Source organism: Prevotella sp. ICM33, assembly GCF_000517825.1.
Lineage (GTDB): Bacteria > Bacteroidota > Bacteroidia > Bacteroidales > Bacteroidaceae > Prevotella > Prevotella melaninogenica.
This window is the reverse complement of record NZ_JACD01000051.1, coordinates 1-20114: the sequence shown is the minus strand read 5'-3', so window position 1 is coordinate 20114 and position 20114 is coordinate 1. Positions and strand designations below refer to the sequence as shown.

16 protein-coding genes, 1 tRNA gene and 2 pseudogenes are annotated in these 20114 nt (G+C 40.4%); 12 read left to right on the top strand and 7 right to left on the bottom strand.

Annotated features, from left to right (window positions below; translation table 11 throughout):
- Nucleotides 1-1440 carry an NADH-quinone oxidoreductase subunit N gene (locus HMPREF1505_RS05640; RefSeq protein WP_036923666.1) on the top strand — a complete coding sequence of 480 codons (1440 nt, stop codon included), beginning with the start codon at nucleotides 1-3 and terminating at the stop codon, nucleotides 1438-1440.
- Between the two features lie 432 nt (nucleotides 1441-1872).
- Here the strand turns inward: HMPREF1505_RS05640 and HMPREF1505_RS05635 are convergent, their stop codons facing one another.
- A complete protein-coding gene (locus HMPREF1505_RS05635; RefSeq protein ID WP_231480346.1) occupies nucleotides 1873-3039 on the bottom strand; it encodes an IS4 family transposase in 1167 nt (388 codons plus the stop codon).
- A 365-nt stretch (nucleotides 3040-3404) separates the two neighbouring features.
- On the opposite strand from HMPREF1505_RS05635, the gene HMPREF1505_RS13445 reads away from it, so the two are divergent.
- Complete coding sequence (locus HMPREF1505_RS13445) at nucleotides 3405-3740, top strand: DNA glycosylase AlkZ-like family protein (RefSeq protein ID WP_231480345.1); 336 nt, start codon at nucleotides 3405-3407, stop codon at nucleotides 3738-3740.
- A gap of 20 nt (nucleotides 3741-3760) precedes the next feature.
- Here HMPREF1505_RS13445 and HMPREF1505_RS05625 read toward each other — a convergent pair whose 3' ends face one another.
- Genes HMPREF1505_RS05625 through HMPREF1505_RS05605 form a run of 5 tightly spaced genes read right to left on the bottom strand, consistent with a single transcriptional unit; the run spans nucleotide 3761 to nucleotide 9159 of the window.
- Entirely contained in the window at nucleotides 3761-5458 is a 1698-nt protein-coding gene (locus HMPREF1505_RS05625) for a bifunctional alpha/beta hydrolase/class I SAM-dependent methyltransferase (RefSeq protein WP_009011241.1), read from the bottom strand.
- Nucleotides 5439-6731, bottom strand: coding sequence for a phosphatase (locus tag HMPREF1505_RS05620; RefSeq protein WP_036923662.1), 1293 nt, complete (start codon nucleotides 6729-6731; stop codon nucleotides 5439-5441). The genes HMPREF1505_RS05625 and HMPREF1505_RS05620 overlap by 20 nt, the downstream gene beginning before the upstream one ends.
- Nucleotides 6713-7468: an SDR family oxidoreductase gene (locus HMPREF1505_RS05615; RefSeq protein WP_036923660.1), complete on the bottom strand. Its 756-nt coding sequence runs from the start codon at nucleotides 7466-7468 to the stop codon at nucleotides 6713-6715. The genes HMPREF1505_RS05620 and HMPREF1505_RS05615 overlap by 19 nt, the downstream gene beginning before the upstream one ends.
- Nucleotides 7465-8505, bottom strand: coding sequence for a patatin-like phospholipase family protein (locus tag HMPREF1505_RS05610; RefSeq protein WP_036923658.1), 1041 nt, complete (start codon nucleotides 8503-8505; stop codon nucleotides 7465-7467). Before HMPREF1505_RS05610 ends, HMPREF1505_RS05615 begins: the two co-directional genes overlap by 4 nt.
- Nucleotides 8506-8532: 27 nt before the next feature.
- Nucleotides 8533-9159, bottom strand: coding sequence for a CDP-alcohol phosphatidyltransferase family protein (locus tag HMPREF1505_RS05605; RefSeq protein WP_036923656.1), 627 nt, complete (start codon nucleotides 9157-9159; stop codon nucleotides 8533-8535).
- A gap of 160 nt (nucleotides 9160-9319) precedes the next feature.
- Between HMPREF1505_RS05605 and HMPREF1505_RS05600 the strand changes: the two are divergent.
- Both HMPREF1505_RS05600 and HMPREF1505_RS13440 read left to right on the top strand, forming a co-directional pair.
- A pseudogene (locus HMPREF1505_RS05600) lies at nucleotides 9320-10219 on the top strand (IS1380 family transposase); the annotation flags it as partial.
- Nucleotides 10213-10428: pseudogene (locus tag HMPREF1505_RS13440) on the top strand (hypothetical protein). The pseudogenes HMPREF1505_RS05600 and HMPREF1505_RS13440, both read left to right, overlap by 7 nt.
- A gap of 126 nt (nucleotides 10429-10554) precedes the next feature.
- On the opposite strand, the gene HMPREF1505_RS05595 reads toward HMPREF1505_RS13440, so the two are convergent.
- A complete protein-coding gene (locus HMPREF1505_RS05595) occupies nucleotides 10555-10956 on the bottom strand; it encodes a DUF3127 domain-containing protein (protein WP_036923654.1) in 402 nt (133 codons plus the stop codon).
- A gap of 212 nt (nucleotides 10957-11168) precedes the next feature.
- Here HMPREF1505_RS05595 and dnaN point away from each other — a divergent pair, with 212 nt between their 5' ends.
- From dnaN to tssD, 8 genes are all read left to right on the top strand, one after another.
- The gene (dnaN, locus tag HMPREF1505_RS05590) at nucleotides 11169-12293 is read left to right on the top strand and encodes a DNA polymerase III subunit beta (protein ID WP_036923652.1); all 1125 of its coding nucleotides are present in this window, start codon (nucleotides 11169-11171) and stop codon (nucleotides 12291-12293) included.
- A 95-nt stretch (nucleotides 12294-12388) separates the two neighbouring features.
- Nucleotides 12389-13243, top strand: coding sequence for a 3'-5' exonuclease (locus HMPREF1505_RS05585; RefSeq protein WP_036923650.1), 855 nt, complete (start codon nucleotides 12389-12391; stop codon nucleotides 13241-13243).
- A 4-nt stretch (nucleotides 13244-13247) separates the two neighbouring features.
- Nucleotides 13248-14459, top strand: coding sequence for a bifunctional phosphopantothenoylcysteine decarboxylase/phosphopantothenate--cysteine ligase CoaBC (coaBC, locus tag HMPREF1505_RS05580; protein WP_036923649.1), 1212 nt, complete (start codon nucleotides 13248-13250; stop codon nucleotides 14457-14459).
- The gene (locus HMPREF1505_RS05575; protein ID WP_051412331.1) at nucleotides 14395-15321 is read left to right on the top strand and encodes a DUF4835 family protein; all 927 of its coding nucleotides are present in this window, start codon (nucleotides 14395-14397) and stop codon (nucleotides 15319-15321) included. The genes coaBC and HMPREF1505_RS05575 overlap by 65 nt, the downstream gene beginning before the upstream one ends.
- 63 nt (nucleotides 15322-15384) lie before the next feature.
- On the top strand, nucleotides 15385-17055 hold the full coding sequence (gene recN, locus HMPREF1505_RS05570; RefSeq protein ID WP_036923646.1) for a DNA repair protein RecN: 1671 nt from the start codon (nucleotides 15385-15387) through the stop codon (nucleotides 17053-17055).
- A 23-nt stretch (nucleotides 17056-17078) separates the two neighbouring features.
- Nucleotides 17079-18761 carry a tetratricopeptide repeat protein gene (locus tag HMPREF1505_RS05565; protein ID WP_036923644.1) on the top strand — a complete coding sequence of 561 codons (1683 nt, stop codon included), beginning with the start codon at nucleotides 17079-17081 and terminating at the stop codon, nucleotides 18759-18761.
- A gap of 88 nt (nucleotides 18762-18849) precedes the next feature.
- Nucleotides 18850-18924: transfer RNA gene (locus HMPREF1505_RS05560), tRNA-Arg, on the top strand.
- An 867-nt stretch (nucleotides 18925-19791) separates the two neighbouring features.
- A partial coding sequence (gene tssD / locus HMPREF1505_RS05555) for a type VI secretion system tube protein TssD (RefSeq protein ID WP_036923642.1) occupies nucleotides 19792-20114 on the top strand: 323 nt, incomplete at its 3' end.

Below are 20114 nucleotides of genomic sequence, written 5' to 3'. Positions count from 1 at the left end.
ATGAATTATAGTGATTTCTTTAAGATGATTCCGGAGGCAAGTCTTATTGCCATCCTGATTGTTTTGTTCGTTGCTGACTTTGCAACGGCAAAGACAGAAGAACGCAAGTGGTTCAATCCGCTGGCTTCTGTACTCTTACTTTTGAACACCTTCGTGTGTCTTTATCCTATGGGCACACAGAGTCTGTTCGGTGGTATGTATGAAACAACACCTGCTGTTGATGTGATGAAGGCAATCCTCTCTATGGGTACCTTTATTGTTGTTGTTCAGAGTCGTGTTTGGGCTGCAAAGAGTGGTAAAGAATCTGAGTTCTATATGCTCATTGTTTCAACACTGCTCGGTATGTTCACCATGATGAGTGCAGGCAACTTCTTGATGTTCTTCCTCGGTCTTGAAATGGCATCTGTGCCTTTGGCATGTACTGTTGCCTTCGATATGTATCGCAAGAACTCTGCAGAGGGTGCAGCTAAGTTTATCTTGACAGCAACCTTCTCAAGCGGTGTAATGCTCTATGGTATCAGCTTCCTTTATGGTCAGTTTGGTACTCTCTACTTCGATGATATCGCTACAAAGATGCAGGCAACCCCATTGGTAATCATGGGTCTTGTGTTCTTCTTCAGTGGTCTTGGATTCAAGATCTCTCTTGTTCCATTCCACTTCTGGACAGCTGATACCTATCAAGGTGCACCAACAACTGTTACTGGTTATTTGAGCGTAATCTCAAAGGGTGCTGCAGCCTTCACATTGTTGAGTATTCTCTTCCATGTCTTCGGTGGCATGATGGAGTATTGGCACGTGTTGCTGATGATTGTAGTTGTTCTTTCAATTACTATTGCCAACCTTTTTGCTGTACTTCAGAATGAGTTGAAGCGTTTCATGGCTTTCAGTTCAATCTCTCAGGCTGGTTATATTATGTTGGCAGCTATTGGTAATAATTGGGCAAATTCAGTTGCTGCACTTAGTTACTACGTTTTGATTTATGTTGTTGCTAACATGGCAGTCTTCACAATTATCTCTGTTGTAGAACAGAATAATGGTGGTAAGACCAATATTGATGATTACAATGGTTTCTATCAGACTAACCCACGTCTGAGCTTCTTGATGACCTTAGCGATGTTCTCACTCGGTGGTATTCCTCCGTTTGCAGGTATGTTCTCTAAGTTCTTCATCTTCATGTCAGGCGTTAATGGTGCTGACATCAACACTACAATGGGAGCATGGGCTTATGGGGTTGTATTCATCGCATTGCTCAACACTGTTATCTCACTCTACTACTATCTTAAGATTGTAAAGGCTATGTATATTGTTCGTACAGACAATCCATTGCCAACCTTCAAGAGTGACTGTAACACTAAGTTCGCTTTGGCTGTTTGCATGGCAGGAATTCTCCTCTTTGGTGTTTGCAGCTTTGTATATGAGTGGATTGCGGCAGCAGTTTAATAGGCCACAGACTTATTAAATAAGTATATAAATCGCCCAAGGGGTCAATAAATCCTTGGGCGATTTTTTGTTTATTATGGTTTTTGAAGGGTGAGATATAATACCACTTTTTGTTTCAATTGGTCATTAATCTCTTATTATATGATGATTATAATGCCCTTTCCCCTCATCTTTTTCTGATGTATTATTATTTAGCACATATCGTGTTTGTGCCCAGCACGTGTTGTGCTGATAGTAAGCACCAATGGTGCTGAGTGCAAATTAGCTTGCAATAGGTTATCAATTGCGCGCAAAAATATTTACATAAATATAGTCTTATAAGCTTCAAAAAAGTAATATTGCTGTCCGATAAAACCTCTACATGCTGCAATACTCTCTCTCAATCCTGCTGAAATGCACATGATTAGTTCTAATTTCAAATTCCAAGCCCCCCTAGAATAATGACAACTCTTCTGGTGGGGCTTTTACCTGGCTAATCAATCTATCCCAGTCTCTATGTGGCTGCTCAAAGAATCTTTGTATTGAGACATAACTCATAAGTAGAATTCTTATCATTGTTGCCAAGCCTGAGAAACTCCAAGGTCTCTTTATTTTGTCCTTCACTAGTGTTATAAGCAGATTGGCTATAAGCGTAATCCATATTTGTATTTTTATAGCATTCGCACTCTCTCCATAGAAGTATCTTAGAGGGAAATTCTGTTTTATTTGCTTAAATAAGGTTTCTATTTGCCATCGTTTCTTATAGATAGCTATAATATCTTCTGCCGACATCTGAGAATCATTGGTCAGCAGAGATATTAATCTGATTTTCCCTTTCTTAGTCTTATCCTGATATGTAATTTTTCTTGCTTTATGGTAGATATCTTTTTCCTTTGTATGCTTATGAAAGATAATGGTTTCTACACGTACAGCTCCATAATCTGTAGTCATCTCATAATCTGTATCAGCAATTCTTTCAAAGCTAAGATTACTTTTCATCTTAGTTACATATATAACGCCTCTTTGCGTGAGTTCTGAGAACTTTTCATAGTTGATATAGGCCCTGTCAAAAGCAATCAGTTCCTCATTGGCGTATCGTTCTAGAATAAGTGCAAATTGGTCATGACTGGCTGCGGATGTGAACTTGATATCGCTTGGAACATTCTCATTGGCAAATATCTCTGTATGTACTTTTATTCCACCCTTTTTCTTACCAGTTTTGGGATTACGTCCTACTCCTTTAAAGACCAAGTTAGAAAACAGACTGATTGTCGTAGAATCTATTATCTTTAGATTCTTCAGCCATTTGGGCTGTCCACAATTTCGGCTGTCCGAGTAAAGCTCATGGCGGTATTTCTCATATAAGTTCATATAGATTGAACCGAATATCTCGGAATCTCGACGTTTGTTTGCATCTGACAAGGTACTTCGATAAGGAAAATGCTTTAAACCAAGATGTTTAAAGCGATTAATATTAGCAAAGAGAGAGGCCTTTATCTCACGCAGAGAGTCTAAACGCATCATTACTGCATAAAGCATGACGACAAGATAATGCCATGCATCAAACTTCTTTATATAGTGTTCACCCCCCTGAGCTTGGCTCAGAGATGCAAGTTCCAAAACGAAGTGCAATAAAAGAGTGTCCCTCTCCGAGCAGATGTACGACACCGCGAACCAGCATATCTATGACATGTTGAGCGGCGGAAAGAGCCTTGCCAAACAGCAAATTACAGAATGAATGGCTGAAAAAGGCTTACCTTCGGACACTGTTTTTATGAACCTTTTTTGGAGAATGCCGAATGCGAGGCACTCATTTGCAGCGGCCCTGAAGTGGGAAACACACATACCTACATGCTCTTAGACGAGCGAGTAGCCCCTATACCTTACCCAAAAAAGACGAGACGTTGAGCATATTGGCACGCAATTACTTTAGAAGTCATGCCCCAGCAACGTTAGACGACTTCTGTTGGTGATCGGAATTGTCAGTGAAAGAGGCGCGATTGGGCGTTGAAATTATTGAAAAAGAGGTTCAAAAGGTCGTTTTCAACGATAAAACTTATCTGCTGCACGAATCTTCTTCAATCGACATCAAAGAGAAAGAAAGATTTATCTTTCTGTCTGCTTACGACGAATACATCATTGCCTACAAGTATCGCGGCGATGTTTTGCAAGCTTCTCACAACAGCAAAGTTTTCTTTCCCCTTATCCTACAAAATGGTAGGGCGACGGGTAATTGGAAAATGACTTTGACACGCCGAAACATCGCCATCAACACGTCTTACTTTGATAACAACGCCCCCAACAAATTTATCTGCGGCTGAAGAAAAAGCCCGTTTGCAACTTATTTCGTTCCATAACTAACGGTAAAGATACCGAAGTTATCGAGTTTCATGCCATATTTGGTTAAGCCATAAAAGGCGAAAAGACTGTCTAGTTCGCGTTGCGAACGCCGCCGCATAATCCAATCACGCTCTTGATGGTTGTTTAATACGAAAGCAATCATTTTTAACTGAGGGTGCCAAGGCTGACCAGTATAGACCAAAAAGCCGCCCGGTTGCAGTGCGGATAAAGCACCAGAGATGGCCTTACAAACAAGCTCGTTATCACCAAACAGCTCAAATATACCAGAAATAATAACAATATTAGGTTCAAAATTCAGCTGTCGATATGAGTCTTTATTAAAACAATCAAGACGAGTAAACCGTATATTTTGAAGTCCTTGCTGTTGTATCTGTGCCTCGCCGAAAGCAATATTTGCTTCCGAAAAGTCGTTTATAACCACTTCTATTTCCGGAAACTTGCGTTTGATGTCGAACAAATAATTACCCGTCCCACCGGCAATATCGAGTATTTTCACGGGTTCATTGCGCTGTTTAAGCGTTTCAATACGCTCTTCTACGGTTGCGATGAGATGCTCTCGTCGTATTCTTACTCCTCGCCAACCAATGGCGTTAAGATAGCCTTTGTCTATCCATCGCCCAATTGGTCCGCATCCCTGTGCTTGGTTGCGATAAACATAATCCAGAGACATACCCGAATCAAAACCATATTTTAGTCCCACACGCATTCCTTTACTAAGAAATCCCAAGTGATGGAGCATCCATTTCTGCATCCGAAAGCCCCAACGTTCAATTCGGGGAAGCATATTCAAAGTCATTTTGTTATACTCGTCAACTGTAAATTTATCAGGCATACAGGTCGCCGGCGGTTGTTCGAGTGAGAAACAGCGGTTAATAAACTCAGCAATAGGATTGTAAACCTGCTCACGTTGCGTTTCAAACAATAGCCCGTGATAAAACCCTTTAAGCTTGACAAACCGCTTTTGGGTGGAACTGATGTCAACAAAAAACCGCTTTTGCATATCGTCTTTCACCACGTAATCTTTACCGGCAGAGAGCAATAGCGTCGGTATGGTTATGGCAGCAGCATCTTCTACTATACGCTTTCCTGCTTTCAGCAAATCCAAGAGATAGTGCGCATCAATTTCTCTAGTAATTAGCGGGTCGGTGTCGTACGCCTTTTGCTGTTCCACATCATGTGTCAATACCTTCGATTTTACATAACTGGGCACTGTTAGGTGTTTGAAGAGCCGCGCTGCCAACGCAATTCCCGTCTTTGCAAAAGGCACATATAACTTAATGGTAAACGCAGGAGCAAGAAGTGCCATACCAGCAATACGGGGCGCAAAGTCGTGACACCACGCCGAAACAATTACACCTGCAATGCTGTTAGCCACCACAAAGATGTCTCTCTCAACAATTCCATACTGCTCATAGAGGTATTTTACGAAAGCATCCAAGTCGCGTACATAGTCCATAAAATGGGGCGAAACGGATTGTGAAGTATGCCCCAGTCCACGCATATCAAAGCCAAAGATGTTGAAATGCACAAATTGCTCGTTCTCGGCAAAGGCTTGCAAACGTCCCGAATGTTCGTGCCCGCGATGCAATATCACAATGGTTTTCTGCGAAGGGTTGTAATTCCACACCCTATAAAAAATATCTGCGTTGTCAAAACTCTTAAATGTTCCTGTTTCCATTTTTATCTTTGGTTAAATTTTTATTTATCATTAACTGCACCGTTTCACCTATTCGGCGACTCCGAAAACGGCCCATTGCACAATGAATATATAGCTTTCGAGGCACATCTTCGGCTTTCATCTTCTCTAAAACCGTATTTACAATACGCTCCTCACAGGCTTTGGGGATAGTGGCAATATCCAAAAGCGGAAAGCAATGGTAATCTGCCGATGTGCGAAAGTAGGCGTTTTCGGGTAATTCGGCTGAAAGGTCGAACACCGAAACCTCTCCCAACATGGCGAATTTCCGAGCAGAACGGCATGAAAGCAAGCCTCCAACGAAGATGTTGGGTGCAATTTCTACAGGTGCCTGACGAGAAAACAACCACAATATGCGATACACTGCGATATAGGGGAAATAGAAAATATAACGCAAAAAACCGATGCAACCGTGGTCGTCTTTAAGAAAATGTCGATTAGAGCGATAATAAGCACGGCCCAATAAAAGCAAGACGAGTATGCCCCACAATAAAAAAATACTTCCTAAAACCGAATGTTCGATGGCAAACAATAACGCCGTCAACCCCACAGCGGCAACAAAAAAGTAAACCGTTGCTATTTGTTGGTTGCGCTTTTTACGGTAAGGAAACATCCATAACGTCAGAAAACCTGCCATCAAACCGGTAGTAATATCGATGAAATGGTGCTGATACACCAAAAGGGTAGACAGCATTAACAACACCAACCACATTCTCAGTAAGTTTCTGAACCTGCTATTTCGCACCCCACTCCAAAAGATGCAGGCATAACCTATATGTAAAGACGGGACCTGATTAAAAGGTGTATCGTACGTATTGATGAAAGAAAACAAGATATGGGCTGTTTCTGGACGTACAAAACTTTGTTTTAACGGAAAGATAATAAAACAAATTCCCGATAAAACGGTTATAAAAACGATGCGTTTACTTAATGTCGACAGCTGCCGAAAAGTATTGCAGAGGAAGAAAACCCATATAAAAAACACCACACTACTGCTATAAAAATAGATGGCAAAAGGTACAAACGGTATGGCTTTTTCAAACGAAAAGCAAAGCGAAGACACCTCTTTAAGCGATGCCGCATAGCTTGCAGCAAAAGTATAAACAGCATAGAATACACCCCAACAAATAACAAGGGCGATGTATTTGCTTACTTGCAAGCATTTGTTATCTATACCGCAACGCTGCATCAAACCGTTTGGCAAGGGCCACTTACACGTCCATACAGTTTTGTTGTTTATTTGGGAATGCTCCATAATGTCTTTCGGTGCATAAAAGCCGATAACAAACAAGTGGGTAAAAGCGAAAGAAAAGCGATGGAAAGGCGCATTTTTGGCGGAAACACCACCTGTTCTTTGCGCTGCGCTATGGCCTTTGTCATTGTTTCAACAGCCCGATTTAAGGGCATGCAGAACGGACATTTGGAAAGGTCATTACGGTATATCTCTCTCAATCGTGGCGTGTCTATGTAGCCCGGAACAAGTGTTGTAACCGTTATTTGATAGTCGGCTAAACTTCGGCGATAAGCATCGGCTATCTGTATCAATGCTCTTTTGCACTTGGCATATACGCTTGCGCACGGATAATGCAACAATCCTGCCACCGAAGCAATCACTACCAAATGTCCGCCGGATGCATTCATTGCTTCTCGTGCCACTTCCATCGCATTCAATGCACCCGCGATATTAACCTTCAACATTTGTGAAGTCTGCTCAAAATCCACTTCTTCAGTAACGCCGTTACGGTAATATCCAGCAGCAACAATCATCATGTCCAACCCCTTATCGGCACAAAACACTTCTACGGCAACGGTTAATGCGTCCTTATCACACACATCCAGCTGGTATGCAAGTAACAGTTTGTTAACCTCATCACTCTTGTCTATTCGTGCCGTATTTCGTCCGCACACCCCCACCCGATGGCCTTTGGCAGCATAAAACCGCGCCAAGGCCAAGCCGATACCCGATGTTCCGCCCGTAATAAAGATGTTCATACCTGTTTGTTTTTAAAATGTTGGGCAACCCTATCGTATCCGTATTGCCATTGAAAGTTCATATCTTTTACAAACTGGGCATAGGTTTTGGGCAGTTTCAGTTCTACCTGGAGCTTCAGAAGATTGATTTTTTTTTCGATGTAATGGCCCGAAAGTGCCTGGTTCATGTCGGCCGTGTCTACCCAATAGTTCACCGAATGCGTCATCACTTCTTGCAATCGGCGGTTTCCACTATATCCAAATACGGCTCTAATAAGTGCCTCGTCGATGGTGCCAAACCCCTTTTTCTTCTCAAAGATAATTGTTTCGCCAAGTTGTTCGGCCAGTTCTATGGGCATCAAATCAATAATTCCGCCCGCAAAATAGGCACCTTTGTAATGCACGGGCTGAACGTAGAACATATCCGAAACAGATATTCGGGTGGCAATGGGTAAGGGAACATCTTGAAACAGCTCAACTTGCGAGTCGATGGCACTACCCTCATAGCTTTTAAAATTGCAGTTAACAGCCGGCAAATCGATGTTTCTAGCTGTCTCGGCATCGGTAAAAAGCACCTTCCGATAAAGTTTTCTTCCGTTTCTTTCTTTACCGATGTCAGCCCTGTCAAACAACAATCGGGCACCTACTACGATGGTGGGAAGGGTTGGTCGAACAGCCAACGAGGGCAAAAGAGGGCGTATGTCGGTGGGCATGTCTACGATAAATTTATCGAAAATATTTTCTATATAAGGAGCATAGAATGTGTTTCGCACCTTGCGCTGGCAATAGACACCTATCTTATACAGCATTTTGAAACGTGTCATTCGGGTGTTTTGCACAAAGCGATACAGCTCTTCCGACTGTATAAAGGCCTTTCGCTGCTCGTCGGTAGCAAACGAGTTGATGATGTTGGCAGCGATACTGCCACCGCAAGCGGCAATCAGCAGGTCGGGCTTTACACCATAATGTTGCATCGCCGCATACATGCCGAGATATAAAGCATAACGTGTACCACCGCCAGAAAAAACCGCAACCGTTGGATAAGGTTTCTTTTTCATACTCCACTGCTTATCAATACCATCGGTTTACTCAGGCGTTTGCGAATTCCTGGTTACTTTTAACGTCTTCTTTATCCTAATCCACGTGCTGAGTACAAGCAACAAATCGATAACCCCAAAGATGTAAACGGAATATCCTGAAAGGTTTATACCAAACAAACAGACCACCCCGTAGAGGCCGAGAACGAAAGCACGGTCGCTCTTGCCCATCGGACCATCATACCGTCGTTCTGCCGACAGCACCTTTCCCATCACTCCTGCGTATTCATTAATAATGCTGAGGGCAATGAAAGCCACAATAAAATAAAGACTTTCGGGATGATACTTCAACAGCGGAAAATAAATAATGGTGTCCGAAACGACATCACCCACTTCGTTTAACAGCTCTCCCTTTCGGGTTATTTGATTGTAACGACGAGCCATCATGCCGTCTAAGGCATTCAGGGCCATACGTATCAGCAGTCCCACAGGCAGGCAAAGGTAGAGCCATGTACCCACATCGCCCGCAAACCAAAACAAAATGCCGATGACAAGTGAGAGGACACAAGCCCACAAGGTGATTTGGTTGGCAGTAACTTTTGCACGATGCAACAACTCTAAAATAGGCATTAACACCCGTTGAAACTGCGGTTTGATGGAATAGACAGATATCATAAGTACTTTGTTTTACATGAACATTCTTAATTCCGCAATACTATTATAAATTAAACTTTTTAAGTACCAGAGCAACAAAAAGTTGCTCAGGATTTTGCCATGTCAGAGTTTTCACTTATCTTAGTGTTGCAAAAAAAAACAAGAGAATCCGACGATGGACATGGCAAAGATACAAATTAAATCTGAGAGACTCACTCCTTTTGGGGTGTTATTTTCAATCATGGAGCAATTTGACTCCACACATTATCATCTGTAATCGACTCAACCCTCGGTCTAAGGTGTAGATCGTTCGGTTATCAGTACAGCGAAATCATTCGTTCTCTCATGAGTATCTACTTCTGTGGCGGATCATGTACCCCAGGATGTCACTACTCATTTGATGAACCACCTCTCGCTTCATCTGACACTTCGCACTTGTAGCTCTGATACTATCCTCAGAGCGATAAAGAAGTTGACGCAAGAAAACATTTCATACACATCAGATATGGGCAAGACCTACGATTTCAATACGGCTGACACTCTCAATACTTTATTGCTCAATTGTATATTTGCATCTGGCCAACTGAAAGGGAGTGAGATGTATGATGTTGATTTCGACCATCAGATTATAGAGATAGAGAAGTATGATGCAAAGCCTACATACAAGAAGTTCTTTGGTTATCGCCCTGGCGTGTCGGTTATTGGCGATTTGATAGTCGGTATAGAGAATAGCAATGGTAACACAAATGTTCGTTTCCTTCAGAAGAACACGCAGAAGAGGTTCTTTGAGAGATTTGAACAGAATGGGCTCATTATCAATCGCTTCAGAACTGATTGTGGAGCATGCTCCAAGGAAATCGTGGAGGAAATAGAAAAACACAACAAGTCCTTCTATATCCGTGCTAACCGCTGCAGTTCGATCTACAATGACACCTTTGCTCTCAAAGGCTGGAAAACAGAGGAAATCAATGGCATTGAGTTTGAATTGAACTCTATCCTTGTTGAGAAGTGGAAGGGTAAAGCATACCGACTTGTGATTCAAAGACAGAAACGGATGGATGGTATGCAGGATTTTTGGGAATAATACTGCGTATTGCCTCAAGTCACATTGTGGGGTAAGGGGATATTGTAGGCAGAAGTGGGTGTTTCAAATTCAAATTATCTGCAAATTCAGTAATGAGAGGATGTGTAAATGCAATAAGGATGTTGAAAGGCTTAGTTGCGGATTTGAGGTACTATAAATTTGATAATAGGTTTTGCTTTTATAGACATTGTGTTTACAACTCATAGTATCACCATATAATAAGGTATAAAGCTAAGATTTTTAGTAATAAGAATATCTGTTAAAACAAAAAGACAAACTCTACAAAATCAGAGAGTCTGCCTTTATCTATATCGGAAAATAGTGTAATTCTATTAGAATGGTAAGTCATCTGTAGAACTTTCCTCTGGCTGTGCAGGAGGGAATGGAGTAGCCTGTGGTGCAGCAGGAGCTGGCTGAGGAGTGACAGGAGCTGCAGCAACAGGCGCACCAGCCATAGCAGCTGTAGCGTCTACACGCTGAATGTTCCATGCACGAATATTGTTAAACCAACGGCCGTTGTACTCGTGTGCATCAATGTCAAAGCTTACATTGATTTCTTCACCAGCCTTGATAGCAAACTGCTCAATTCTATCAGCACCAAAGATGTTGAAAACCATCTTCTTTGGATGCTGGTCGTGTGTCTCAATCACATACTCCTGCGACTTCCATGGTCCTTTTGCAGATGTTCCTTCACGTGCAGGAAGGACTTCTATTACTTTTCCTTGAAATTCCATTTTTCTTACTTGTTTTGGTTATTTTAATACTTTATTTTGTTTGCGAAATTACTAAAATAGTTCTAAAAAGCGAAACTTTTATACTTAATTTTTGTTTTTCACGTCCCTTTTTTGTATTTTTGTACGATGAAGTTGAAAGATGGTAATGGACTTGTTTCAGCCGTCTGGATATATAATAAGTGTAACAGAATATTAACTAAAATAAGATACTAATGAGATTTAACCTTTCAAGCACTGCATTGAGCAGCCGGTTGTTGACTCTCTCTCGAGTAATTAATAGTAAGAATTCTCTTCCTATCTTGGATTGCTTCTTGTTTGAAGTTCATGATGGTCAACTTACAATTACTGCTTCAGATAGTGAGAATGTCATGTGCGGAACATTGAATCTTGAGAGTTGTGAAGGTGAGGGTAATTTTGCAGTGAACAATCATACGATTCTTGATGCTGTGAAAGAACTCCCAGAGCAACCATTGACATTGGATGTTAATCTGGATGAAATGAAGATTTATGTTACCTATCAGAATGGTTCTTATAACTTCCCGATTCTTGGTGCAGATGAGTATCCAAAGGCGCAGTCTGTATCAGATAATGCAACGACAATTACGCTTCAAGCTGAGAAGTTATCAGATAGTCTGACACGTTCACTCTTTGCAACAGCACAGGATGAGCTCCGCCCAGTGATGAATGGTGTTTATTTCGATTTGAAAGAGGATGGTTTGGCTGTTGTTGCCAGCGATGGTCATAAGCTTGTAAGAAACAAGATCTTCTCTATTAAGAGTGATTCTCCTGCATCATTTGTCCTTCCTAAGAAGCCAGCTTCATTGTTGAAGAATGTTCTTTCAAAGGATGGTGGCGATGTTATCATTCGTTTCGATGAGCGTTCTGCAGAGATTTCTTTTGCTGAAGGCAACCTCGCATGTCGTTTGATTGAAGGTAAATATCCTAATTATAACAGTGTAATCCCACAGGATAATCCTAATCAGGTTACGATTGATCGTAAGTCATTGATTGGTGCTTTGCGTCGTGTATTACCTTTTGCAAGTGATTCTTCACAGTTGATTCGTTTCCATGTGTCAGCAGGTTTGTTAGAGTTGAATGCTGAAGATATTGATTTTGCAACAAGTGCAAAGGAGAGTGTTACCTGTGAGTATGGTGGCAACCCTATGAGCATTGGCTTCAAGGGCTCAAGCATGCTTGACATATTGAACAACCTTGAGAGTGATGATGTTGTCATTCAGTTGGCTGATCCATCACGTGCTGGTGTAATCGTACCAGGTACTCAGCCAGAGAATGAGGATATTCTCATGCTGATTATGCCGATGCTGTTGAACGATTAAGAAACAAGTGAGATAGATTTTATCGGGAGGATGGCTGTGTATCTTCTATATAGCCATTCTCCTTTATGATTATATATAGGGTTATACACAGACGTATGAAACTGAATTTGACAAAGCCTTTGATTGTTTTCGACTTGGAAACAACAGGGCTTGACCTTGTAAACGACCGTATTATCCAGATTTCTTTTATCAAGGTTCATCCTGATGGAAAGGAAGAAAGAGAGAATATATTTATTAATCCTGAAAAGCCAATACCTGCAGAGGTGACGCTATTGACCGGTATTTCTGATGCTGATGTGGTTGATGCGCCAACCTTCAAGCAGAAGGCTAAGGATTTATCAGATAAGTTTGCTGGTTGTGACTTTGCTGGATATAATTCTAATCGTTTTGATGTGCCAATGTTGGCAGAAGAGTTTCTGCGTGCAGGTGTTGACTTTGATTTCTCAAAGTGTCGTCTGATTGATGCACAGAATATCTATCATAAGATGGAGCGTCGTAATCTTGCTGCTGCCTATAAGTTCTACTGTGGTAGGAAGATGGAGGACGACTTTGAAGCACATAAGGCGGATCAGGATACTGAAGCTACATGGCGTGTGCTACAGGGTGAACTTGATATGTATGCTCCCGGCAATCAGGAAGAAGAGGATCGTGTGTTGAATAACGACATGGATGAACTTGCAGAGTTTTCTCGTATGAATGACTTTGTGGACTTCGCTGGTCGTATAATATGGCGTGACATGACTGATAAGGATGGTAACCAATTGTTGGATGCTACAGGAAAGCCACGCCGTCATGAAGTATTCAACTTTGGTAAGTATAAAGGTTGGGATGTAGCAGAGGTTCTGCGTAAAGATCCAGGTTATTACAGTTGGATGCTTGCAAGTGATTTTACTTATAATACAAAGCAGGTCTTGACACGTATTCGCCTGAGAGAGTTTAATAATAAGTAAGGTAATGCTGAAAGGAAAGAAAATAGTTTTAGGCATAACAGGCTCTATTGCAGCATATAAGAGTTGTCTTATTATCCGTGAGCTGATAAAGAGTGGGGCAGAAGTGCAGGTGGTTATTACGCCTGCTGGTAAGGAGTTTATTACTCCTATCACGCTGTCTGCATTAACACATAAACCAGTTGTAAGTGAGTTTTTCTCACAAAAGGATGGTACGTGGAACTCTCATGTAGACCTCGGACTATGGGCGGATGCAATGGTTATTGCTCCTTGTACAGCTGCTACGCTGGGTAAGATGGCAAATGGAGTAGCTGACAATATGCTTATTACTACTTATCTTTCAATGAAAGCACCTGTCTTCATTGCGCCTGCAATGGACTTAGATATGTATAAGCACCCATCAACGCAGAAGAATATTGAGACGTTACGTAGCTTCGGGAATCATATTATTGAGCCAGGTAGCGGTTTTCTTGCCAGTGGTTTGGAGGGTAAGGGAAGAATGGAAGAACCAGAGAATATTGTTAAGGCTTTGGCAGATTTCTTCTCTACTTTATCGGAGTCGCCATCTTATATAGAAGATTTAAAAGATAAAAAGATTCTTATAACAGCTGGTCCTACATACGAAAAGATTGACCCAGTACGTTTTATAGGAAACTATTCATCTGGTAAAATGGGGTTTGCTTTGGCAGAAGAGTGCAGTCGACGTGGTGCAAAGGTAGTGCTTGTTGCTGGTCCAGTGAGCCTTACTTGTACAGAAAATATTCAGAGAGTCGATGTTGAAAGCTGTAAGGAGATGTATGAAGCTGCAGTAGGGGAGTTCCCTAATTGTAATGCAGCAATACTGTGTGCAGCTGTTGCAGACTTCCGTCCAGAGACGATTGCTGAGCAAAAGATTAAGCGAGTGGGTGATGAACTACTCTTAAAGCTGAAGCCAACACAGGATATTGCTGCAACTATCGGTAGTATGAAAGGAGAAGGACAACGCATCGTTGCTTTTGCATTGGAGACGAATGAAGAAGAAAGCAATGCCCAAAGAAAGTTGGAAAAGAAAAATGCTGACTTCATTGTTTTGAACTCAACGAGAATTCCTGGTACGACTTTCCAGGCAGATGATAACCAAATAACGATTATCAACAAAGAAGGTAAGAAGAGTTATGCTAAGAAACCAAAGACAGAAGTGGCTCGTGATATTATTGACGAGCTTGTTTCTATTCTCTAATGGAGAATTATCTGCGCAAGAGCTAAATGCAAAGGTAACCGTGAATCATAATCAGATTCAGGGTACAGATGCTTCTGTCTTTGAGAATTTACAACAGACTTTGGAACAGTTTATTAACACACGCCAATGGACTCATTATCAGTTTCAAAGAAATGAACGTATAAACTGTAACTTTAATATTACTGTTAGCAAATATGATCCAGGTAGCAACCTCTTTACTTGTTCTGCTTTGATACAAGCAAACCGCCCAGTTTATAATGCTGCTTATAGTTCCACACTCTATAATAATCAAGATGGTGACTTTAACTTCACCTTTGCTCAATTCGATCAGATTGAGTTTAATGAGGAGAATATAGATAACCAACTGACGGCACTGATAGCCTATTATGCTTATCTTATCATAGGATTAGATTTGGATTCTTTTTCTCCTATGGGTGGTGAAGATGTCTTACAGCGTTGTATGGTTTTGACGAATAATGCACAGAATCTCAACTTTACGGGATGGAAAGCTTTTGATAATTCACGCAACCGCTTTGCTATTATCAACGATTATCTTGATGGTGCTATGAAACCTTTTCGTCAATTGCAGTACGACTATTACCGTACAGGTTTGGATGAAATGGCTAACAATGCAGAACGTGGTCGTACAAATATCACATCAGCTTTGGAGAATGGATTAAAGAAAGCACATGAGAACCGTCCGATAAGTATGCTACCACAAATATGGACAGACTATAAGAAAGACGAGTTGGCTAATATATATAAAGGCAAAGGAACACAAAAAGAAAAGGAATTGGTCTACGATATCCTCTTTGGTATCAATGCCAGTCAGAATATTACATGGGATAAAATAAAACAATAGTAATCTTTTTGTAAGACACAGTTATCCTCTGCCTTAACTTCAATTATTATAATTGACAAATATATGCTGAAACATCTATATATTAAAAACTATACGTTGATTGATCAACTGGATATTGCTTTTCATTCTGGTTTCTCGGTTATTACTGGTGAAACAGGAGCGGGAAAGAGTATTATCTTGGGGGCAATTGGTTTGCTGTTAGGCAATAGGGCTGATAGCAAACAGATAAAGCAAGGGGAGAAGAAATGTACGATTGAGGCACATTTTGACCTTTCTAACTATGGATTTGAATCCTTCTTCGTGGAACAAGATATTGATTTTGAGCCAGAAGATACAATTGTTCGTCGTGAACTAACGGCTACAGGAAAGTCTCGTGCCTTTATCAATGATACACCTGTATCGTTACAAATGATGCGTGCATTGGGTGAACAACTTATAGATATTCATTCACAGCATCAGAATCTCTTGTTACAGAAGGATGATTTCCAGTTGAATGTTGTGGATATTATTGCTCAAGACACAAAAGAACTGGCTGCTTATCGTTCAGTTTATCAAGACTATAAAGAATCTGAAAGACGTCTTTCAGATATGAAAGAGCAGATTTCCAAAGCGCAGGAAAATGAAGAATTCATGCGTTTTCAATTCAATGAGTTAGACAATGCTAATATAGATGAGGGCAGACAAGAAGAACTCGAGCAAGAAAGTGAAACGCTCTCTCATTCAGAAGATATCAAAACAGCTTTCTATGAGGCTGATAATCTGTTGAGTGATGATGACAATGGAGTTCTTCGAAAGCTGGGACAAAGTCTGGATAGTCTTGGAAATATAGAGAAAGTATATCCTAAAGCACAAGAACTCGTACAGCGTTTGTCATCAGTACATATAGAACTGAAAGATATTGCAGGTGAGATTGGTAGTGAAGTTGAGAATATTGACTTTGATCCTTCTCGCTTAGATAGTATAAATCAACAACTTGATTTGCTGAATACACTTGAACAGAAGTATCACGTTTCCACAGAGAAAGAACTCATCGTGATACGTGATAACATTGCTTATCAGCTAAAGAATATTGATAACAGTGATGAAGAACTGGAATTACTTGAGCAAGAAGTGAAGACAAAACTTACTACTTGTGAAAAGCAAGCAGAAAAGTTGACTGCACTTAGGCGTAAGGCTGCAAAGATTGTTGAGGAACAGATGAGTAGCCGACTTATTCCATTGGGTATTCCGAATGTTAGGTTTAAGGTTGATTTGTCCCCAAAGCCTTTGACAATGGATGGTGCAGATAAGATTCAATTTCTTTTCTCTGCCAATACAAGTACGGCTATGGAACCTGTTGCACAGGTAGCTTCTGGTGGTGAGATTGCTCGTGTAATGTTATCGTTAAAGGCTATGGTAAGTGGTGCCGTGAAGTTACCAACAATTATCTTTGACGAGATTGATACGGGTGTTAGTGGTAAAATTGCTCAGAAGATGGCTCTCATCATGCAAGAAATGGGTAATAATAATCGTCAAGTTATCTCTATCACACATCTTCCACAGATTGCTGCTTTGGGTACTTCACACTATAAAGTAGAGAAGGAGGAGACTGCAGAAGGGACACGCAGTCACATGCGTGAGTTGACTCAAGAGCAGCGTGTGAATGAGATAGCACAGATGCTTTCGGGTGCCGATGTTTCTGATGCAGCTTTACAGAATGCTCGGGAACTATTAGATTTAAGTAAGAAGAAATAGTAATACCTTACTAAAAATATACAATGAAAGAAATAATGAATATGAAACTGAAAACTTTAATTTTGACCATTGCCCTTATATTGGGTGTTTCTACTAACATTTCTGCTCAACCTGGTGCGATTAAGAAGGCTGCAGATGCAGCTTTTACATTGACAACTTTTAAGGCAGATGGCAGTATTTTAGCAACATCTAATGGTGTATGTATTAGTACAGATGGTGTTGCTGTAAGTCCTTGGAAGCCCTTTATAGGAGCAGATAAAGCTGTTATTATTGATGCTAAAGGACAGAAACACGAGGTGGATTGCTTGCTTGGTGCCAATGAGATTTATGATATAGTCAAGTTTCAAGTAAGCGGTAAGACTATTGCTGCTCCTTTGGCAACAACAGTTTCTGTAGGTGATGAAGCATGGATTACACCAATGCCAAAGAGTGGTAATGCTGAGAAGGCTGATGTGTCAAGTGTTGAAAAGTTCATGGATAAGTATAATTATACGATTCTGAAGTCTTCAGCTACTGACAAATTGAATGGTGCTCCTGTATTTAATGTTAAAGGACAGGTTATCGGTTTGTTCAATTCTGCTGGTGAATCACAGAGTTCAACGGATGTAAACTATGCCAAGGACTTTGTTGTTAAGGGACTTTCACAGAATGATATCACTCTTCGACAGAGCAATATTCGAATAGGTTTACCAAACACAGTAGAGGAGGCTGTTGTTGCATTGATGCTCTCTTCTGAGAAACCTACTAATATACACGAAGCTATTGTCAACGAATTTATTACAAAATTCCCACAAGCAAATGATGGTTATTATGCTTTAGCGAATATACAAGTTGCAAAAGGTGACTTTGCTGATGCGGATAAAACAATGCAAACAGCTATTAGTAAGGTTTCTGCAAAGGATGAAGCACATTATAACTTTGCTCGTCTTATTTATCGTAATGCGCTTATTCAAGAATTTGCTGAAAAGACAAAGTCTGTGGGATGGACATTGGATAAGGCTTTGGATGAGATAAAAAAAGCTGAAACTACTAAGGCATACGATGCTTATCGTCACCTTCAGGCACAGATTATCTATGCGAAAGGCGATTATGCAAAAGCTTATACTGAGTTTGAAGCATTGACAAAGACTAAGTTCAATAATCCAGAACTTTACTTAGAGATGGCACAGAGTCGTCAGCATTTGGGAGCTAATGATCAGGAGATTCTCGATTTACTTAATAAGAGTATCGAACTTTGCGACACACCATATGTTTCTACTTCTGCACCATATTTCTATACACGTGGTCAGCAATTAGAGAAGATGGGAGAATATAGAAAGGCTGTACAGGATTATTATACATATGAATATTTTAACCAAGGACGTCTTGGTGCTGCTTTCTATTATATGCGTGAACAGTGCGAGGTGAAAGGACGTATGTGGCAGCAAGCTTTGCAGGATATTCTCATTGCATCACAACTTGATCCTAAGGAAGCCTTATACCCAACAGAAGCAGGTAGCCTTTTGTTACGTCTAAACAAAGTTGATGCTGCTATCAGTGCTGCTCAACAGGCAATTCAACTTGACGCCTCTCAGCCTGATGCCCATCTTATTCTTGGTATTGCACAATGTGAAAGTAAACAGAAGGAAGAAGGTCTTAAGAATATTCAAAAGGCTAAGGAACTTGGAAATACACAAGCTGATACTTTCTTGCAGAAGTATAAATAAATTTACCAGATAAGTTTATTGTCACGAAATTTGGGGGAATGGAATTTGGTAGAATCGAATTAAATCTGTACCTTTGCACCCGCATGATGGTTCCGTAGCTCAGTTGGATTAGAGCAACAGCCTTCTAAGCTGTGGGTCTTGGGTTCGAACCCCAACGGAATCACTGAGTGTTATAAGAGGAATATTCGTAAGGATATTCCTCTTATTATTTTGATTATCAGTGTATTATATCACCAGGAGCTAAGGGGGTAATATTGTTAATGATAGAAATTTGTTTCATTAATCTTGCGTTTTCTCACTGATAGTTACTTTTATTTACCGATATATAATGTACTTTACTTATTCCGTGTATCCATAGTGATACCACTTTTTTATTAATTGTGTGATACCAAAATAACGATTGCTGTATTGATGCTGTCTGATAAACATCTCTTATATGGAATAGGCATTTGCGTCATAATATATTCATTATAACGCCATTATATCCCTTTCTCGCTATCTTTAGTCTAAGTGCTTATCCTCAACACATGTCGTGCTAAGGGTAAGCACCAATGGTGTTAAGTACTTTTTATGTTCTTATAGATGTCTTTTCCTAAAGAATTACTTCTCCATTTCCATTGAGTTTCTTAATCGATAAACTTATAGAAATTATACATTAGTCTTACTCTTGACAAGGGAATATGTTGTTAGAGTAAAATATTACTTTATGATAAAGCTTTATACTGAGCACTGTTATAGATACAATCTCGATTTACAACTCAATTTAATCGTTGCTTGTATTAAAACTTAAATATCTGTTATATATTGTTTTTATATTTGTTGTAATGAAAATATATTTCTAATTTTGTCATTATTAAAAGCAACAGATTGTGAATCATCCTCTTCTTTTCAAGAGCAAGACTGTTTAACAGCCGTACAGAGGGGACTTCAAGAAGTTGTTGAGGTTTTCTCTTTTTTGTTTTCTGGTNAAGGAGATGATAAGGGTGCCTCGTTTATCATTTTTTTTCNAANAANTNAAAANTTNTCAATTATGAGTTCATTTAGAGCAACTTTGGAATTAGGTGGTAAGGAGTATGACGTACTCTACTCTAACTACGAGTTCAGCCGTACAACTGACAAGAANGGTCAGCCTGCATCAAGCATCTCTGGCGGTCGTATCAGTGTAACNATNGAGTCTACTGATGACACTTCTACNATCGAGGCTATGCTTAACAGCCAGTTNAANCCTGTTGAGGGTAANATNGTTTANAAGAAGAGCGANGAGGATGCTAAGATGAAGGAGATTTCTTTCAAGAATGCTTACATCGTTCATTACAAGGAGACACTCGACGTTAACAACGAGGCNCCNATGAC

Excerpts from the sequence above, each read along its gene's own strand:
- HMPREF1505_RS05620 (WP_036923662.1), bottom strand. The coding sequence starts at position 6,731 with ATGGAGCATTCCCAAATAAACAACAAAACTGTATGGACGTGTAAGTGG.
- coaBC (WP_036923649.1), top strand. The coding sequence starts at position 13,248 with ATGCTGAAAGGAAAGAAAATAGTTTTAGGCATAACAGGCTCTATTGCA.
- HMPREF1505_RS05595 (WP_036923654.1), bottom strand. The coding sequence starts at position 10,956 with ATGGAATTTCAAGGAAAAGTAATAGAAGTCCTTCCTGCACGTGAAGGA.
- HMPREF1505_RS05575 (WP_051412331.1), top strand. The coding sequence starts at position 14,395 with ATGCTAAGAAACCAAAGACAGAAGTGGCTCGTGATATTATTGACGAGC.
- HMPREF1505_RS05610 (WP_036923658.1), bottom strand. The coding sequence starts at position 8,505 with ATGAAAAAGAAACCTTATCCAACGGTTGCGGTTTTTTCTGGCGGTGGT.
- HMPREF1505_RS05585 (WP_036923650.1), top strand. The coding sequence starts at position 12,389 with ATGAAACTGAATTTGACAAAGCCTTTGATTGTTTTCGACTTGGAAACA.
- recN (WP_036923646.1), top strand. The coding sequence starts at position 15,385 with ATGCTGAAACATCTATATATTAAAAACTATACGTTGATTGATCAACTG.
- HMPREF1505_RS05605 (WP_036923656.1), bottom strand. The coding sequence starts at position 9,159 with ATGATATCTGTCTATTCCATCAAACCGCAGTTTCAACGGGTGTTAATG.
- dnaN (WP_036923652.1), top strand. The coding sequence starts at position 11,169 with ATGAGATTTAACCTTTCAAGCACTGCATTGAGCAGCCGGTTGTTGACT.
- HMPREF1505_RS05615 (WP_036923660.1), bottom strand. The coding sequence starts at position 7,468 with ATGAACATCTTTATTACGGGCGGAACATCGGGTATCGGCTTGGCCTTG.
- HMPREF1505_RS05565 (WP_036923644.1), top strand. The coding sequence starts at position 17,079 with ATGAAAGAAATAATGAATATGAAACTGAAAACTTTAATTTTGACCATT.
- HMPREF1505_RS05640 (WP_036923666.1), top strand. The coding sequence starts at position 1 with ATGAATTATAGTGATTTCTTTAAGATGATTCCGGAGGCAAGTCTTATT.
- HMPREF1505_RS05625 (WP_009011241.1), bottom strand. The coding sequence starts at position 5,458 with ATGGAAACAGGAACATTTAAGAGTTTTGACAACGCAGATATTTTTTAT.